Origin of the sequence: Oceanobacter sp. 5_MG-2023 (assembly GCF_030548165.1) — a bacterium.
Taxonomy (GTDB): domain Bacteria; phylum Pseudomonadota; class Gammaproteobacteria; order Pseudomonadales; family Oceanobacteraceae; genus Oceanobacter.
In genome coordinates this window covers 24,370-40,652 of sequence record NZ_JAUORS010000001.1, presented here as the reverse complement: position 1 = coordinate 40,652, position 16,283 = coordinate 24,370, and the positions used below count along the sequence as shown (strand labels likewise).

General features: G+C 57.1%; 14 protein-coding genes. 3 read left to right on the top strand and 11 right to left on the bottom strand.

Translation table 11 applies throughout. The annotated features are described in order from the left end of the window. Positions 1–102: 102 nt before the first annotated feature. From Q4551_RS00200 to Q4551_RS00190, 3 genes are all read right to left on the bottom strand, one after another. The gene (locus tag Q4551_RS00200) at positions 103–339 is read right to left on the bottom strand and encodes a thioredoxin family protein (RefSeq protein ID WP_303431079.1); all 237 of its coding nucleotides are present in this window, start codon (positions 337–339) and stop codon (positions 103–105) included. A 12-nt stretch (positions 340–351) separates the two neighbouring features. Next, a complete protein-coding gene (locus Q4551_RS00195; protein WP_303431078.1) occupies positions 352–1,347 on the bottom strand; it encodes a permease in 996 nt (331 codons plus the stop codon). Between the two features lie 142 nt (positions 1,348–1,489). Further along, the gene (locus tag Q4551_RS00190) at positions 1,490–2,029 is read right to left on the bottom strand and encodes a sigma-70 family RNA polymerase sigma factor (RefSeq protein WP_303431077.1); all 540 of its coding nucleotides are present in this window, start codon (positions 2,027–2,029) and stop codon (positions 1,490–1,492) included. 196 nt (positions 2,030–2,225) lie between these two features. Between Q4551_RS00190 and Q4551_RS00185 the strand changes: the two genes are divergently transcribed. Then, positions 2,226–2,864, top strand: a complete 639-nt coding sequence (locus Q4551_RS00185) for a LysE family transporter (RefSeq protein WP_303431076.1) — start codon at positions 2,226–2,228, stop codon at positions 2,862–2,864. Positions 2,865–2,867: 3 nt separating this feature from the next. Here the strand turns inward: Q4551_RS00185 and Q4551_RS00180 are convergent, their stop codons facing one another. From Q4551_RS00180 to Q4551_RS00150, 7 genes are all read right to left on the bottom strand, one after another. Continuing rightward, entirely contained in the window at positions 2,868–3,929 is a 1,062-nt protein-coding gene (locus Q4551_RS00180) for an alkene reductase (protein WP_303431075.1), read from the bottom strand. A 185-nt stretch (positions 3,930–4,114) separates the two neighbouring features. Then, entirely contained in the window at positions 4,115–4,711 is a 597-nt protein-coding gene (locus tag Q4551_RS00175; protein WP_303431074.1) for a nucleotidyltransferase family protein, read from the bottom strand. Between the two features lie 25 nt (positions 4,712–4,736). Next, positions 4,737–5,861: an XdhC family protein gene (locus tag Q4551_RS00170; RefSeq protein WP_368501338.1), complete on the bottom strand. Its 1,125-nt coding sequence runs from the start codon at positions 5,859–5,861 to the stop codon at positions 4,737–4,739. Positions 5,862–5,877: 16 nt separating this feature from the next. Beyond that, complete coding sequence (locus tag Q4551_RS00165; protein ID WP_303431072.1) at positions 5,878–8,247, bottom strand: molybdopterin cofactor-binding domain-containing protein; 2,370 nt, start codon at positions 8,245–8,247, stop codon at positions 5,878–5,880. After that, complete coding sequence (locus Q4551_RS00160) at positions 8,244–8,711, bottom strand: (2Fe-2S)-binding protein (protein WP_303431070.1); 468 nt, start codon at positions 8,709–8,711, stop codon at positions 8,244–8,246. The genes Q4551_RS00165 and Q4551_RS00160 overlap by 4 nt, the downstream gene beginning before the upstream one ends. A 338-nt stretch (positions 8,712–9,049) precedes the next feature. Further along, the gene (locus tag Q4551_RS00155) at positions 9,050–10,159 is read right to left on the bottom strand and encodes an asparaginase domain-containing protein (RefSeq protein ID WP_303431068.1); all 1,110 of its coding nucleotides are present in this window, start codon (positions 10,157–10,159) and stop codon (positions 9,050–9,052) included. After that, entirely contained in the window at positions 10,156–10,596 is a 441-nt protein-coding gene (locus Q4551_RS00150) for a helix-turn-helix domain-containing protein (protein ID WP_303431066.1), read from the bottom strand. Before Q4551_RS00150 ends, Q4551_RS00155 begins: the two co-directional genes overlap by 4 nt. A 107-nt stretch (positions 10,597–10,703) precedes the next feature. On the opposite strand from Q4551_RS00150, the gene Q4551_RS00145 reads away from it, so the two are divergent. Continuing rightward, positions 10,704–11,561, top strand: a complete 858-nt coding sequence (locus Q4551_RS00145) for an SDR family oxidoreductase (RefSeq protein ID WP_303431065.1) — start codon at positions 10,704–10,706, stop codon at positions 11,559–11,561. Positions 11,562–11,732: 171 nt separating this feature from the next. On the opposite strand, the gene Q4551_RS00140 is transcribed toward Q4551_RS00145, so the two are convergent. Next, complete coding sequence (locus Q4551_RS00140; protein ID WP_303431064.1) at positions 11,733–14,411, bottom strand: S8 family serine peptidase; 2,679 nt, start codon at positions 14,409–14,411, stop codon at positions 11,733–11,735. A 324-nt stretch (positions 14,412–14,735) separates the two neighbouring features. Here Q4551_RS00140 and Q4551_RS00135 point away from each other — a divergent pair, with 324 nt between their 5' ends. Next, on the top strand, positions 14,736–16,265 hold the full coding sequence (locus Q4551_RS00135) for a YifB family Mg chelatase-like AAA ATPase (protein ID WP_303431063.1): 1,530 nt from the start codon (positions 14,736–14,738) through the stop codon (positions 16,263–16,265). Positions 16,266–16,283: the final 18 nt, after the last annotated feature.

Genomic DNA, 16,283 nt, shown 5'->3' with positions numbered 1-16,283 from the left:
TCTGCAGGTCAGTCACCGTGCCGAAGCCACGCTCAAGGCCGTTAATCTGGGGTTGGTGAACCCATCAGATAGGCTGTGATGCGTGGCAGGCCTTGATGGCGGTTAGCCCTGCAGCCACTGGGTGGCCTGGTCTTGAGTGGGTACGCCACCTTTGTGTACGACTGTTTCGTCGATAACGACCGCAGGGGTCGACATAACGCCATAAGCCATAATCTGTGGCAGGTCTTCAATTTTCTCAATCTTGACCTCTATTCCCAGCGCCTGGGCGCTGTCTGCCAGCACTTGTACGGTGTTTTTGCATTTGGCACAGCCGGTGCCCAGTACTTTGATGTTTTTCATCGACAACCTCTTTTATAAAAGAAATAACACACTGTTAAAAATCCAGCCAATGACAGTAAAAGACACCAGCAACATAGCGAACAGAATCGCCAGCAAGCGCCACTGCATGACCTGTTTGAGTAATACAAATTCGGGGAAACTGGCAGCCACGGTGCTCATGCAAAACGCCAGGGTTGTGCCAATCGGCAAGCCGTTGGTGATCAGGCTTTCCATCACCGGAATGACGCCGGTGGCGTTGGAATATAATGGAATGCCAACCAGCACGGCGGCAGGCACTGTCCACCATTGGCCAGCGCCGAGGTGCTGTTCGATCCAGCCATCGGGGACAAAACCGTGCAGCGCAGCGCCCAGACCGACACCGATAATCACCCATTTCCAGACTCGGGCAAAAATCTCCAGGGTCTCGGTTTTGGCGAACAGGTGGCGGTCATGGAATGACATGACTTGAACTTCAGCTGAGTTGTCGTTGCCGGTTTGCTGGGCGCGGCCATTTGCCAGCGCTTTGGCAGCAAAGGACTGCAGCCAGCGTTCGGCGCGGATGCTGTCGAGAAACAGCCCGCCGAGCATACCCACAATCATGCCAACCACGACGTAAAGGACGGTGAATTTCCAGCCCAGCAGGCTGAGCAGTAACAGAACCGCGACTTCGTTGATCAGCGGGGAGGTAATCAGAAACGACATGGTAATCCCGACCGGAATACCGGCGGAGGTAAAGCCGAGAAACACGGGAATACTGGAACAGGAGCAGAACGGGGTAATCGCTCCAAAGCCGGAACCCAGCAGATAGCCAATGCCGCGATTTTTGCCCGCCAGATAATCACGCACTTGCTCGACATTCAGCGAGGCGCGTAACAGGGCGATGATGTAAATCAGCACCAGCAAGAGTGCAAAGATCTTGCTGACGTCTTCGACAAAGAAATGTAACGCATCCCCGAGTTTGGTCTCGGGCAGGAAGCCCAGCAGGTCGTAGATCAACCAGCTGGCGAAATCGGTGAATATCTGGAACATCGTGCGCTCTCTTGCGTGTGTCTGTTACTGAAGACGCATGGGCCAGCAAAAGGATGCAGGTTTTTTTTATAACTGTTTATGGTTGATATCTTATGGATCATGCCGCGGTCAGATTGTGGCTTCTGGCTCAAGCCGGATGCCGTCAGTTGGAGGACGACGGCCGACGATGGCTGCAAACCTTGCCCTGTTCATCAAACTGGACATGACAGTGTTCAACCAGCGAGTGACGCAGTCGCTGGCGTGCGCGTAACAGGCGGGCCTTGGCTGCCGACAGGCTGATCCCTGCGCTGGTGGCGTAGGATTTCACCGTCTGGTTATTGAGGTCGCAATATTCCAGTATCTCCCTGTCTGTGGTATTCAGACGGGCGAGATTACGGCTCAGACATTCCGAGAGCAGATCGATATCATCCAGCTCCGGGGTCGAGTCCGGCTGTGGTATATCTTCCGGCAACTCGCTCAGTGGATGTTGTCGGCGATGATTATCAATAATGACGTTGCGGGCAACACGAAACATCCAGGCACGGGGCTGTTGTACGGCGCAGAACCTGGCACCTTGTTGCAGTGTACGCAGCAGTACTTCTTGCAGCAGGTCATCTGCGATCGTTTTGTCGGTGACTCGTTGCTGTAAAAAAGCCCTGAGTTCTGCTTCGTGCTGCCGTATTGCCTGTAAAAGACATTCCAATGATGGTTACCCTGTGCAATAAGCCGTGTCAGCGGGGGGTGCGGGCGCTGGCGCGTGTTGTTCCGGGACGGGATATGCTACCACTCGACGATCGTTGGCGTCATCATCCTGCACCCCGTGGGTTGTCTTGTCACCTGGGCAGGGACTCTGTGTCTGGGCTGGCTGTTTTGCTTGTTATTTTGTTTGAGAGGTTGTTATGGCACTGGATATTTGGCTAACGTTTTTTACTGCCTGTTGGGTGATCAGTTTTTCTCCTGGCGCCGGGGCAGTGGCGTCGATGTCGAGCGGCTTGCAGTATGGGTTTCGTTACGGTTACTGGAATGTGATTGGGTTACAGCTGGCGCTGGTTGTACAAATCGGGGTGGTAGTGGCTGGCGTTGGTGCGGTGCTGGCGACGTCTGCCTGGGCCTTTGAGTTCATCAAGTGGTTTGGGGTGGGCTATCTGGTCTATCTGGGCTGGCTGCAATGGCACGCCACTCCGGCAAATCTGGATGACGAGGTGGAGCATGCCCGGGACACCCGGCGTGAATCACCAGCCAGACTGGTTCTGAAAGGTTTTTTGGTGAATATGAGTAACCCCAAAGCCATCGTATTTATACTGGCGGTGTTGCCGCAGTTCCTGAATACAGAGGCGGCTTTACCACTTCAGTATGGCGTTATGCTGATCACCATGGTGGCGGTAGATCTGGTGGTGATGGCTATTTACACCGGCCTGGCTGCGAAAGTATTACGTTACTTGCAATCACCGCGTCAGCAGCGTTTGTTAAATCGCAGCTTTGCGGTGATGTTTGTGGGTGCTGCGTCGTTATTATCGACCGTGCATCGGGCCAGTTAATCGTCAGTCCGCGGTATCCAGTGTCGGGTAATCGGTATAACCGGCACTGCCGGGGCTGTAATAGGTGTTGTGGTCCCCTTCGTTCAAGGCGCTGCCGTTGCGTAACCGCTCCACCAGATCCGGGGTAGCAATGTAGTCACGGCCAAAGGCGACAGCATCAACCGTGTTGTCGGCCAGTAATTGGCTGGCGCTATCCGGGCTGAGGTTCATATTGCCAATCCAGGTGCCGTTGAAGCGTTTGCGTAGTTGGGGAGTCAGAGCATCGGTCTGGTTGAGGTCTTCGCGGCTGAAAATAAAAGCAATATCCCGCTGGTTGAGGGCATCAACCAGATAACCAAAAGTGGCTGCCGGGTCGTCATCGCCCATATCCTGGGTGTCGCATCCGGGCGACAAGTGAACCCCTACGCGGCTGGCTCCCCATACCGAAATCAGGGCATCGGTGGCTTCGAGCATAAAGCGGGCGCGGTGCTCAATCGAGCCGCCATAGGCATCGGTGCGCTGGTTGGTGCTGGACTGCAGGAACTGATCCGGCAGATAGCCGTTGGCTCCATGTAATTCGACACCATCAAACCCGGCGGCTTTGGCGTTTTGGGCGGCTGTCCGGTAGGCCTCGATAATGGCGGGAATTTCATTGATTTCCAGTGCCCGCGGTACCGGGTAATCGACCTGGGGCCGCAGTAATCGCACGTGGCTGCGCAAGGCGACGGCGCTGGAAGATACCGGCGTTTCACCATTCAAATAATGCGGGTGCGATACCCGTCCGACATGCCACAGCTGGCAAACTATTTTACCGCCTGCCTGATGTACGGCCTCGGTAATGGGTTGCCAGGCCTTGACCTGCTCATCCGACCAGATCCCCGGGGTGTCCGGATAGCCGACCCCCATGGGCAAAATGGCGGTGGCTTCGCTGATGATCAGCCCGGCGCTGGCCCGCTGGCGGTAGTACTCGACCATCAGGGCGTTGGCGATACGGCCTGGTGCTCGACAGCGGGTCAGGGGTGACATAACGATACGGTTGTTGAGTGCCAGATCACCCATCTGGATGGTGTCGAACAGGCTGGACATGGTGTGATGCTCCTGCAAAGTGGAGATGAACAAGCGGTAAATAATAACCGGATAGGACTATGCAATAACCGCCCACAAGAAAACAGGACGGCAGGGGTACTGCGGCAAAAAGGTGTATTCCATTCGGTCAGATGCCGCTTTGTGGCAAATAGTGTGTTCTGTCGTGCTCCGTATCATTCTGCGGTTCATGACCGTGGTGCCGGATTTTCTGCGGTGAAGGCTGCGGTTAATGCGGCTGCAGTGTCGATATCGTGAACCACCCCGGGGTCTGCTACGACAACCCGGCGAACCTGCTGTTGATGGTGCTGCAGCACCTGCCGAGCGCCATTGTCTGCGGATAACTGCTGCAGCGCTGGCCAATAGTCACGACCAAACACCACCGGGTGACCCGGCTGGCCCTGATAGATCGGCCGCACAATCTGTTTCTCGCTGGCATACGGCAGCAACTGGCGCACCGAGGCGGGTTGCAGCGTCGGCATATCCCCCAGCATCAGGGCGAGGCTGTGTGATTGCTGCCATTGGCCGGATCTCTGAATGACGTCCAGCGCATCGGCGATACTGGCCCCCAGACCTTGTGCGGCATGGGGGGCATGGATGATCTGACAAGCGCCAGGAATCCCCAGCGCTTGGGGTGAGTCTTCCGGCCGAATCACCACCACCAGGTTGGCTAATGCCTGTTGCAGCTGGTGGAGGGTCTCGCCCAGCAAGGTTCTGCCGGTGATGGGCCAGTAGGCCATGCGTTTGTCTTCCGCGCCAAAGCGGCGGGAGTAACCAGCAGCCATGACCACTCCGAGCACGGCCGCTGGGTCAGAGCTGGTCACGGGACTGGCCTTTTTGCACTCGCACCACATCGGCCATCACCGCCAGGGCGATTTCAGCCGGAGTTTTGCTGCCCAGCGCCAAGCCGATGGGCATATGCAAGCGTTCCACCTGTTGGCTGCTCAAGCCACCTGAGCGCATCAGCCGGGCGGCGCGGGCATCAGAGGTGCGGCGGGAACCCATTACCCCAATATAAAAAGCCGGGGTTTTGACCGCCGCCATCATGGCGAGGTCATCAATACGAGGGTCGTGTGTCATCGCCACCACCGCAGTGGCGGCATGACACTGCCCGGCCTGGCGGATAAACGCCGATGGCATACGGGTGTCTAGGATAACCCCCGGCAGCTGAAAACCGAGGCGTTCTTCTTCCCGTGGTTCACAGACAATCACTTCATAACCCAGTGCGACCGCAAATTCAGCGCAGCAATGGGCGACGCTGGATAACCCGGCAATAATCAGGCGCGAGCTTGGGCCGATGTGGAGGCGTATGAGCTGGTCGAGCTGTTGCACCCGGCCGACCATTGCTGGCGGCGGCGTGATACAGCGATGGGTGTCCATAGTTAGGAGGGGAGTTAAGTGGGTATCCGGAGTTGATTGGGTGTCCGGAATAGGCGTCAGAGCGGGTGGTCGGGCAGCGTCCAGGCACACTTCACGAATGGCTTGATGGCTACCAGACAAACACGCCAGCATCGCCTGAGCATGGGCCAGAGTATGGGGGTTATCGGGTTGCCAGTGTTCGACCAGTACCAGCAGGGTGCCACCACAGGGCAACTGGACTTTGGCTTCGGTTCCAGCACTGGCATTAGTCGCGTTGGTATTCGTAGCGCTGGCATGAGCCTGAGCACCGGCACCGTAGGTCAGTACAGTCGCCGGTTGCGTAAACTCACCATCGAACAAACGTTCAAGAAAGTCCTCTTCAACACAACCACCCGATAACGAACCGAGATGCTCGGTCCGTTGGGTGGTATTGATACGGGCTGTCATCATCGCCCCTGGCTCTCGTGGCGACGAGCCAAAGGTTGATAACACGGTACAGAGCCAGACAGGTTCACCGCTGTGTAACCAGTCCAGCGCCTGCGCCACTACCTGTTGATCAAGATACGGCATCACCATGGTATTAAGCGCCGCCTCAGCTGTTGCCGGTACGCAGCTGGCCAGCAATTGGCAAGGTGCGAATACGTTGGCCTGTTGCGGCAAAAATGGCGTTACACAAGGCCGGAGCAATCGGTGGTACGCCAGGTTCACCGGCACCGCCAATAGGCACATCGAGGCGGTCATTCACCGCATGGATGTGAATCTCTTTCGGCACCTGACTGTGGCGAGGCACCAGATAATTGTGGAAATTATCCTGTTGTACCTTGCCGTCACCGGCGGTGATTTGCGTCATCATGGCAATGCCGACCCCCATGGCACAGGCGCCTTCCAGCTGCGAACGAATCCGCTCCGGATTGACCTGTGGGCCACAGTCAAAGGCGATATCGACGCGGTGAATGATGACTTCACCCTGTTCGCTGACCTCAACATCCATCACGACCGCCGCGTACGACATAAAGCTGTGGTGCACCGCCAGCCCCAAGGCGCGGCGTGCCGCAATACGGGTGCCACCAGGCCAGTTGGCTTTACGGGTTGCGGTTTTGATGACATCGCGGTAGCGGGCAGTATCGATCGGGTAGCGTATCGGGTCTTCACGGTAGTTCCAGGGTTCATTCTGATTGCGCGGGTCAATCTGACGGTCTGGCCCTAACAACTCCAGCAAAAAGTCACGGTGATCCTTACCGGCTTTATGAGCCAGCTCGGCAACAAAGCTCTGGATCGCAAAAGCATGGGGGATGTTATACACCGAGCGGAACCAGCCAATACGCACGTGGGCCATGGCTTCGCCGGTTTCTTGCTGGATCGCCGGAATATCAAACGGCATATTGCGCACACCCATGGCCAGCTCAATATCGGACATGTGGCCGCTATCGGGGCCAAACAGTGACTTGATGCTGGGTGACAACGAGCGATGTAACCAGCCAGTGACCTCGCTCTCTTTGTTAAATGAGGCTTCGAGTCGGTCGACCGATACCGTATGGAAAAAGCTGTGGTGCAAGTCGTCTTCCCGGCTCCACTGCACCCGGACTGGACGGCCGTCCATGATTTGCGACAGGTCGGCGGCTTCAAAAACGAAATCCGGCTTGGCTTTGCGGCCAAAGCCCCCACCCAGCAAGGTGGCGTGTACGGTGACGTTGTCAGCTTCCAGAGACAAACGTTTGGCAAGGCCATCACGGGCCGCTTGCGGGTTTTGAACCGGCCCCCAGGCTTCGACCCGACCGTCCTTGATGTGGGCAATGGCAACAGGTGGTTCCATCGGAGCTTGCGCCATATGCGGCGAATAATAGCTGGCTTCAAAGCGCTGGTCGGCACTGTTCAGTGCTTGCTGGATATCTCCTTGGGTACGGACGACTTTGCCGGGTTTTAATGACTCGGCTTCCATCGCTGCTTTGAAGGCAACGGAGTCGTAAGCGGCATTATCACCGGCGCTGCTGTTGTCCCAGGTGATCGTCAGCGCCTTGCGGCCACTGAGTGCCGCCCAGGTGCTGTTTGCGATGACGGCCACACCACCCAATGGCGAAAAGGCCGAAGCGATGCTGGCGGTGGGTAGCTGCACGACTTTGACCACGCCGGGCACCTGTAAGGCGGCGCTATCGTCGACTGATTGGATACTGGCACCGTATACCGGTGGTCGGGCAATCACCGCAAACAGCATGTTGTCGAGGATAACATCGGCACCGTAAATGGCTTTGCCAGAGACAATATCGCGGCCATCAATGGCCATTGGCTGACCGGCTTTTTCCGTAGTGCCCGGTGGCAACTGATCGGGTTGTTTGTTGATGTAGCGCCACTGCTCCCGGGTTTTCAAGCGCAGGAACTGGCGCTCCGGAACCGGCAGCTCAGAGGCCGTGGTTGCCAGCTCACCAAACGACAATGCTCGGCCGCTCGGGGTATGAATTACCTGATGGACGGTGGTCGTGCAGTCGCTGACCGGGACTTGCCAATGTTGTGCGGCGGCCTGTTCCAGCATGGTACGGGCGGCAGCACCACAGAGGCGCAGCGGCTCAAAAAAGTGGCGCATGGAGCGTGAGCCATCGGTATTCTGGTTGCCGTAACGGGCTTCGTCGGCATCGGCTTGCATAACTTTGACAGAGGACCAGTCAGCGCCCATTTCATCTGCAATTACCATCACCAGACTGGTGCGGATACCCTGACCCATTTCGGCCCGGTGGTTAATGATAGTGACTGAGCCGTCCACAGCGATGCTGATAAACACATTGGGGTTGTCGACCCAGCCATGAGGCATGGCATCGGCACCGTATTTTGGGGCCTCGTCCTCGGCTGCAACGGCCAGATCCCAGCGGGCAGCGAGTACCAGTGCACCAGCGGCTCCCAGACCTTTGAGTAAACCTCGACGACTGACATTGGCGAGCAATAACGGGTCGGTTGTGGTTGAGGTGCTCATGCCTTTACCTCCGTGTATAACGCTGCACGGTGAATGGCCTTGCGAATACGCGGGTAAGTGCCGCAGCGGCAGATATTGCCGTTCATGGCATTGGTGATGTCCTTGTCGGTGGGCTTGGGGTTGGACTTCAGCAAGGCTACCGCACTCATGATCTGACCACACTGGCAGTAGCCACACTGGGCAACGGCTTCGTCCATCCAGGCATCCTGCACTCGTTGGCCAACGGCATCATTTTCCATCGCTTCGATGGTAGTGATGTGTTTGCCCGCCGCGTAGCTGACCGGCGTTGCGCAGGATCGAATCGGGTTACCATCGAGATGGACGGTGCAAGCGCCACACAGCGCCATGCCACAACCAAACCGTGTGCCTGTCATTTGTAATGTATCGCGCAACACCCAGAGAATCGGCGTATCGGCCGCTACCTCCAGCTGTTGTGGTGTGCCATTGATGGTCAGAGAGATCATGCTGGGTCCCTATACAAGTTCATTAAAAACAGTGAGCTTTACACGCTGGTCAGGCGCCATGGCGAGTCGGACAGAAATGGCATGGAGCAGCTGCGATCGGTATGACGAAGATAGTGATCAAGTGTTCAAAAATGGCCACATATGTCATTTATTGATCTATGTTCGTATAAAACCGTGTGGTTTTTATTGCATGGAGGACGGTTTGATGAACTGATCGTTCGATCACTTTGATTGCAAACCGGGCTATCTGTTAAGAGGATCGAGAGGACTGTGCCTGTATCAAGCATAAGGGCCGGGATACCTGGTGATTGACCAGTACCCCGTCAGTTCACAGGGGTTCAGGCTTCGCTACATTCACCGCAAATGGCAACCGCGATGTGAGCTCGAATGGTGTCGGCACTGCAACCGCTTGCCAGCAGCCAGTGTAATTTGGCAAAGGCCGCTTCCAGCGTCAGATCGGCACCACTGATCACCCCAATGCGATTGAGTGTTGCCCCGGTGGCGTAGGTGCCCTGGATCACTCGACCATGCTGGCACTGACTCAGGTTCAGAATCACCACACCGCGCTGGCTGGCGTCTGCCAGTGCATCGATCAGAGCCTGATTATTGTCGGGGGGATTTCCCATGCCGTAACTGCGTAAGATCACGGCTTTTACCGCCGGACAATCCACAACGGCCTGAACCATCCCGGCGCTGATTCCGGGGTACAGCGTCAGCACCGTAACAGCGTCGGGCTGAAATTCTGGCAAGGACTGTGCTGTTGGCCCTGTTGGTTTGTGGAGCGGTAACGGGGTGGCTGAGGGTGTTATGCCAGAGGTTGATAGCGGTGCTGATACAAGTGCTGATGCCGGAGAAAATTGACAGCCGGTGCTGGTACCCTGGTTCTCGTTATCGCTACAAGAGACGGTGCCCAGCCAGGGATAATTGGGGGAATCAAAGGCCGCCATGGCGGTGGCGCTGACCTTTACACTGCGGTTGCCCCGTAAAATCCGGCCATGGAAACAAATATAAACCTCCGGCAAGGCATCCGAGGCGGCCAGTAACAGACTGTGGCAGAGGTTATCCACGCCGTCGCTATCGGTTTCAACCAAAGGAATCTGAGAGCCGGTAATAACCACCGGTTTGTTGATGGCATCCAGCATAAACGACAGGGCAGAGGCGGTATAAGCCATGGTGTCGGTGCCGTGCAAGATTACAAAACCGTCGTATTGCTGCCAGTGTTGTTGCAGCGGCCGAGCGATCCGGAGCCAGTCGGCCGGCGTCAGATTGGCGCTGTCGATCAGGGTGTCCAGTTCCAGTACGTCATAGAGTGGTAATGCCGGATAACAATGGGCAGGCAGGTATTGCCCCAGTTGGTCGCCAAAGCCTGTGACCGGGTGGTAACCCTGTTCCCCCAGCGCCATGCCAATGGTGCCGCCGGTATATATAATGAGCAGGCGTTTGTTCATCGTGAACTCTCGTCAGTGGTGATCTGGCGGCTCTGGTGTTGCTGTTGTGCTGCGGTAATTTGCGACATATTCACTTCGATCCAGTCGGCCAGCGTGGCCACCAGGCGTGCGATTTCTTCGCCGCTGGTTGTCAGGCTGTATTCTACATGAGGCGGTACCACCGGATAGGCAATCCGTTCAATAAAGCCATCCTGCTCCAGTGCCTGCAGGCTCTGGGCCAGCATTTTTTCACTGACGCCCCCGATGCGTTTGCGGAGTTCACTGAACCGGTGTGTTCCATCGCGCAGGGAGATCAGTATCAACACCCCCCAGCGGCTACACACGTGTTTGAGTACATCCCTTGACGGGCAAGGGCTGGCGAACAGGTTGCCGGTTCTTAACTGTTCGGTAAGGGGGAGATCCTGGTCGATAGAGGTGCTCGGTTCTGTATTTGTCATGATGTATTTCCATACTTACCTTTTTGTTGGTACTTACTTAAAGTTAGCATTGGGGCTAGCCTGTTGTCACTCGATGAATAATCGCCAACCAAAAAAGAGGAATAATCATGATTGTTGTAACAGGTGCATCTGGCCAGCTGGGCCGTCTGGTGATCGACGCATTGCTGCAAACACTGCCTGCGGCAGAGATTGTGGCGGCGGTACGCAACCCTGAAAAAGTGGCCGACCTGGCAGCTCTGGGGGTGGTCGTGAAAGCGGCAGATTATAGCCAGCCAGCGGCACTGACAGCGGCGTTTGAAGGTGCTGACAAGGTACTGCTGATTTCTTCCAGCGAAGTGGGGCAGCGTTTCCCCCAGCACCAGAATGTGATTGCTGCTGCACAGGCGGCAGGGGTTGGATTACTGGCGTACACCAGTATTCTGCATGCTGCCGAGTCACCGTTACCGCTGGCTCTGGAGCACCAGCAGACCGAGCAGGCGTTGGCCGAGTCCAATGTGCCGTATGTGTTACTGCGTAATGGCTGGTACACCGAAAACTATACCGCCAGCGTGCCGACGGCACTGGAGCACGGCGCAGTCTTCGGGTGTGCCGGGGAGGGGCGTATTGCCTCGGCAGCACGAGCGGATTACGCCGCTGCTGCCGCTGCTGTGTTGACATCCGCTGCGTCGCAGGCAGGCAAGGTCTATGAATTGGCGGGTGATAATGCCTACACGCTGACCGCGCTGGCGAGTGAGATTGCAACCCAGACTGGTAAGACCATTGTGTATCAGAATATGCCCGAAGCAGACTACGCTGCGGCCCTGATGGGGGCTGGTCTGCCCGATTATATCGCGACCCTGCTGGCGGAGTCGGATACTGGCGCATCAAAAGGCGGGTTGTTTGATGACAGCAAAACCCTGAGTCAACTGATTGGACGTCCGACCACACCGTTGGCAGAGATGGTCAAGGTAGCATTGGCTGTGTAGTCGGCCTTGCGTTGCCACGTTCTGGCGTGGCAACGCGGGCTGTACCTGGGGTTACTGGAATACCGCAACAGCCATAAAGCCTGCCAACCGCCAACCGCCAACCGCCAACCGCCAACCGCCAACCGCCAACCGCCAACCGCAGAGGACAGGGCCTCTGCGGTTGCGCTGCTCTCACGGGAGCGTGAGGGATCGCTGACGGGCCGGGCTGCTGCTGCGTTGCAGCAAGGTGGATGCCGAGCTGGTGCTGTCGGTGCTGGTACTGTCGGTGCTGGTGCTGGTCACGGTCGGAGCCTGAATCGATACCGTCATGGCCAGTCCGCTCACCGGGCTATCACTCACGGTCACGGTTTCCGGGTTGTTGAGGGTTGGATAGGCACCACAGGTTTCGCCATCGGTACAAATAACGTAGTCGACATCCACATCCGAACCGGCGTACAGCAGATAATCCCCTGCGCTGACGTTGGCCGAGAAACTGCCATCGCTGTTGGTGATGGCTTCTTCGATCACCTCGCCGCTGCTGTCGAGAAACAGCACGTATTGAATGGTCAGCTCGCCATCCCCGGTGACGGTACCAACGGTCATATTGGCCGTTAACGTCGTACTGCTGCCGGTATCGCTGGTGATGGTGATCTTGTCGGTGTAGTAGCCGTCGGCGAGGTCTGTGCGCGTTACGCTCACCAGGTAACTGCCAAAGCCCTGATCATCAACACTGTCCGGAGTCACGGTCAGCCAGCTGCTGGTGGCGCTGACGCTGGTGATATTGGGTTCGCCACCACCAACATTGGACAGGGTAAAGCTGGCGCTGTCGTCCGTACCAATCACCAGTACTGACGGGCTGGTCTGCAGCAAGGCCGGGAGCGAGACGACGCCATTGTTGGCCAGTTCCCAGGCGGCGTTGACGGCTTTCAGGGCATTGATGCGGCCATAACCAAAGTAGTTGTCGTGGCCACTGTCACCAAGGTCATCACTGATACTGCCGCTGCTGATCAGGGTATCGAGCGTGTCAGGGCTCAAATCCGGATAAACAGCTTTCATCAGGGCGATCACACCTGCAACGTGTGGGGTCGCCATGGAAGTACCGTTGTAATAACCGTAGCTGCTTCGGCGGCTGCCAGTGCTGTCGTTGACCAGAGTGCTGAGGATACCGTCCTGGTAGCCGTCGTTGTTGAGGTCCTGATTAATGTTACCGCCAGGTGCCGCGAGGTCGAGGTGGCTGCCATAATTGGAATAATAGGTAATGTCATCGTCGGCATTGGTGGCACCGACAGCGATCACATTGTCGTAACCGGCGGGGTAGCTCACGCTGGAGCTGCCATCATTGCCCGAGGCGGCCACAATAATAACGCCAGCATCATGAATGGTAGTGATGGCGCTTTGCTCTGCCACTGAATAACTGCTGCCACCAAGGCTGAGATTGATAATATCGGCGGTCTGGTCTGGCACGGTGCCGCTGTCGTTACTGAGCCCGGCGGCGTAATACATCCCTTGCAGAATATCGTAGCTGGTACCGCCTTCAAGGCCCAGTGCCCGGATCGGCATGACCTTGGCATCCCAGGCAATACCGGCGACACCGAGGTCGTTATTGGTCGCTGCGGCCAGCGTACCGGCGACATGAGTGCCGTGCCAGGAGCTGAACCCGGTGGTGGTGCTATCGCCGGGATCATCCGGGTCGTTGTCGATGCCATCGCCGTCGTTCGAATTGCTGCTTGAGGAAATAAAATCGTAGCCGTCGCTGGTCAGCTGATCGCTCAGATCGCTGTGACTGAGATAGACGCCGGTATCCACGACGGCAACAATCACATCGATGCCATCGCTGCGTTCGCCAGTGGTCAGCTCCCATGCCAGCGGCAGGTCGATGGCGGTGTAGTGCCATTGTTCGTTGTAGCGAGGGTCGGTTGGCGTCGCGAAGGCGGTGCGCCAGTAGTTTGGCTCGGCCAGTAAGACATCATCCTGTTCAGCGACCTGTTTGACCGCCATCAGAGTGGCAAATTTTTCCTGGTAGTTGCCACTTTCGGCCGGGTGCTGCGAAGCGTTGGCTGCGAGCGTCATAACGCTGCTGTCGGAAGCATCAAAATTCATCAGCGCCGGACGTTGCTTGCCCTCGGTGCTGGTCGACAAGGTCTTGAGGCCACTGCTGGGCAGTTTGTTGCTGATCAGGTTACTGGCGGAAAGCTGGCTGTCTGGCTGCATCTGGATCAGCATCTGGCCACTGACAAAATCATTACCGATGGCGGTGCTGGCTCCGGTCGACGTCGACGAAGTGGCTATCGACATCACATATTTACTGGTGCCGGAATAGGCATACACACGAATATAGTAGTCGCCGCTTTCGGGTACCGTCAGGGTCTCGTAGGTTGATGTTGTGATGGAGGAGGCAACGTTATCGCCGTTTTCATCAATCAGCTGGAGGTCCACATCCCCGTTGTAGTAGGCACTGTCGTTGCTGTTGTCATCGACCACATGGACAACAATACGCTGGCCGGCTTGCAGGCTGACGCTGTAATAGTCGTTCTGGTCGCCGCTGTTACTGAAACGCTCCAGTGAAGACTCTCCCGATACCGCGCCACGGGTCCCATAACGGGTAACAAAGCCATGGACTGTCACCAGGTTGGTGATGGCCTGTGCAGTCTCGAGCGAATTATTGCTGCTGTAATCGGCGTAGATATCGTTGATGTCACTATCGACCGCCGTATTGCTGGCAGCACTGACGGTACCACTGACCGCATAGGTGGCTGTATCTGTTCCTGTGTCAGTACTCGTTGTGCTGTCTTCACTGATACCGCAGCCCGGCAGGGAAGCGATGGCAGCGACCAGCGTGATCAAATAAAGGGATAAACGTCGGGGCTGCATAACTTTCTCCGGGGTGGTGCGTTGGCTGGTGATTGGGCAACAGGTCGGGCGTGAACGCTGGGATCGGGATATCAAGTCATCAAGCATAGTGCTGGATGGATAAACCTGCACACCAGGCACGGTTCATCAGGCACGGTTGATAATATCGAATTTATACCGTTCATTGTCATCCTGCCTGTACTGTTCTATACGGTTGTTGATTTAAGCTTGGCTGTTTGCTGTCAATGCCGGTCAGACCATGGCATTTTTTGACGTCCGAGGTTGTTCCCCTGGTTGCACTCGCGCTAGTCTTTGACGTCTCTATCTGACAGGCAAGGAACGCGTATGTCATTTGCGTCGGTATTTACCCGCGCCCAGTTGGGCGTAGAGTCTCCCGAAGTTCGGGTCGAAGTGCACCTGTCGGGTGGACTGCCATCACTCAGTCTTGTTGGTATGCCGGAAGCGGCGGTAAGAGAAAGCAAGGACAGGGTCCGCAGTGCCCTGCTCACCTGCGATTACGAATTTCCCTCCAAACGTATCACGATTAATCTGGCACCCGCCGATTTACCCAAAGACGGCGGGCGGTTTGATCTGGCCATTGCGCTGGGCATTCTGGCGGCATCCGGGCAGATTCCTGCGGCCGCACTGGCCAACCATGAATTTCTGGGCGAACTGGCACTGAACGGTGAATTGCGACCGATCAGTGGCGCTTTGCCCAGTGCGGTGCAATGCGGACAGGCACAAAGAACGCTGGTGCTCAGTGACGGCAATGTCGGTGAAGTGGCGCTGACTCATACCGGCCGGGCGCTGACGGCTCGCTCGTTAACAGAGGTGGTTAATTATCTGCTTGGCAAGGGAGTCCTGACGGACGTCTTGCCGACGCCAGGAGGTAGCGGAGGGCTGCTGGATGTTCCGGATCTGGCTGATGTCCGGGGACAGCCGCAAGCCCGCCGGGCACTGGAAATCGCCGCCGCCGGGCAACACAACCTGTTGTTTATCGGCCCGCCGGGCACCGGCAAAACCATGCTGGCCAGCCGTTTGCCCGGCATTCTGCCACCAATGAACGAGGAAGATGCGCTGGTATCGGCCTCGGTTTACTCCATCTCAACGTCGGGAGAAGACTGGCTGGAACGCTGGCGTCAACGGCCGTTCCGGGCACCGCACCATACGGCGTCCGGGGTGGCGCTGGTCGGCGGTGGCGGCAACCCGCGACCGGGTGAAATCTCACTGGCCCACGGCGGCGTTTTGTTCCTCGACGAGTTGCCTGAATACAGCCGCAAGGTGCTGGATGTATTACGCGAGCCGCTGGAAAGTGGCCGAATTGTGATCAGCCGTGCCCAGCGCAGCGTTACCTTTCCGGCCCGGTTTCAGCTGGTGGCGGCAATGAATCCCTGTCCGTGTGGCTATTTTGGTGATCCGTCTGGCCGCTGCCGCTGCAACGAAGAACAGGTACGGCGTTATCAGGGCCAGGCATCCGGCCCCTTGCTCGACCGTATTGATCTGCATGTCGAGGTGCCCGCGATTCCGGCAGCGCTGCTGCACCAGTCGGCACCGGGGGAAAGCAGCGCCGAGGTACAACAACGGGTACTGGCAGCCCGACAACGACAGTTACAACGGCAGGGTTGCTGCAATGGAGAATTGAGTGGCAACGAGCGTGACCGGGTTTGCCAACTGACGGAGACCGACAGCGCCTGGTTTCTGGCGGCGGTGGAAAAACTCAATCTCAGCGCCCGTGGTTATCACCGAATGCTCAAGCTGGCGCGCACCATTGCCGACCTGGATGGGGCCGAATTGATAGGGCGGCCGCATTTGCTGGAAGCGGTCGGTTATCGCAGTCTGGATCGGTTTATCCGGGCCTCGGATTCGTCGGGATAATTCGTCGGGACACCTGAT

What these genes read in the sequence shown, in the direction of transcription:
- Q4551_RS00200 (WP_303431079.1), bottom strand. Translation starts at nt 339, where the DNA reads ATGAAAAACATCAAAGTACTGGGCACCGGCTGTGCCAAATGCAAAAAC.
- Q4551_RS00195 (WP_303431078.1), bottom strand. Translation starts at nt 1,347, where the DNA reads ATGTTCCAGATATTCACCGATTTCGCCAGCTGGTTGATCTACGACCTG.
- Q4551_RS00185 (WP_303431076.1), top strand. Translation starts at nt 2,226, where the DNA reads ATGGCACTGGATATTTGGCTAACGTTTTTTACTGCCTGTTGGGTGATC.
- Q4551_RS00180 (WP_303431075.1), bottom strand. Translation starts at nt 3,929, where the DNA reads ATGTCCAGCCTGTTCGACACCATCCAGATGGGTGATCTGGCACTCAAC.
- Q4551_RS00175 (WP_303431074.1), bottom strand. Translation starts at nt 4,711, where the DNA reads ATGGCTGCTGGTTACTCCCGCCGCTTTGGCGCGGAAGACAAACGCATG.
- Q4551_RS00170 (WP_368501338.1), bottom strand. Translation starts at nt 5,861, where the DNA reads ATGGTGATGCCGTATCTTGATCAACAGGTAGTGGCGCAGGCGCTGGAC.
- Q4551_RS00165 (WP_303431072.1), bottom strand. Translation starts at nt 8,247, where the DNA reads ATGAGCACCTCAACCACAACCGACCCGTTATTGCTCGCCAATGTCAGT.
- Q4551_RS00160 (WP_303431070.1), bottom strand. Translation starts at nt 8,711, where the DNA reads ATGATCTCTCTGACCATCAATGGCACACCACAACAGCTGGAGGTAGCG.
- Q4551_RS00155 (WP_303431068.1), bottom strand. Translation starts at nt 10,159, where the DNA reads ATGAACAAACGCCTGCTCATTATATATACCGGCGGCACCATTGGCATG.
- Q4551_RS00150 (WP_303431066.1), bottom strand. Translation starts at nt 10,596, where the DNA reads ATGACAAATACAGAACCGAGCACCTCTATCGACCAGGATCTCCCCCTT.
- Q4551_RS00145 (WP_303431065.1), top strand. Translation starts at nt 10,704, where the DNA reads ATGATTGTTGTAACAGGTGCATCTGGCCAGCTGGGCCGTCTGGTGATC.
- Q4551_RS00140 (WP_303431064.1), bottom strand. Translation starts at nt 14,411, where the DNA reads ATGCAGCCCCGACGTTTATCCCTTTATTTGATCACGCTGGTCGCTGCC.
- Q4551_RS00135 (WP_303431063.1), top strand. Translation starts at nt 14,736, where the DNA reads ATGTCATTTGCGTCGGTATTTACCCGCGCCCAGTTGGGCGTAGAGTCT.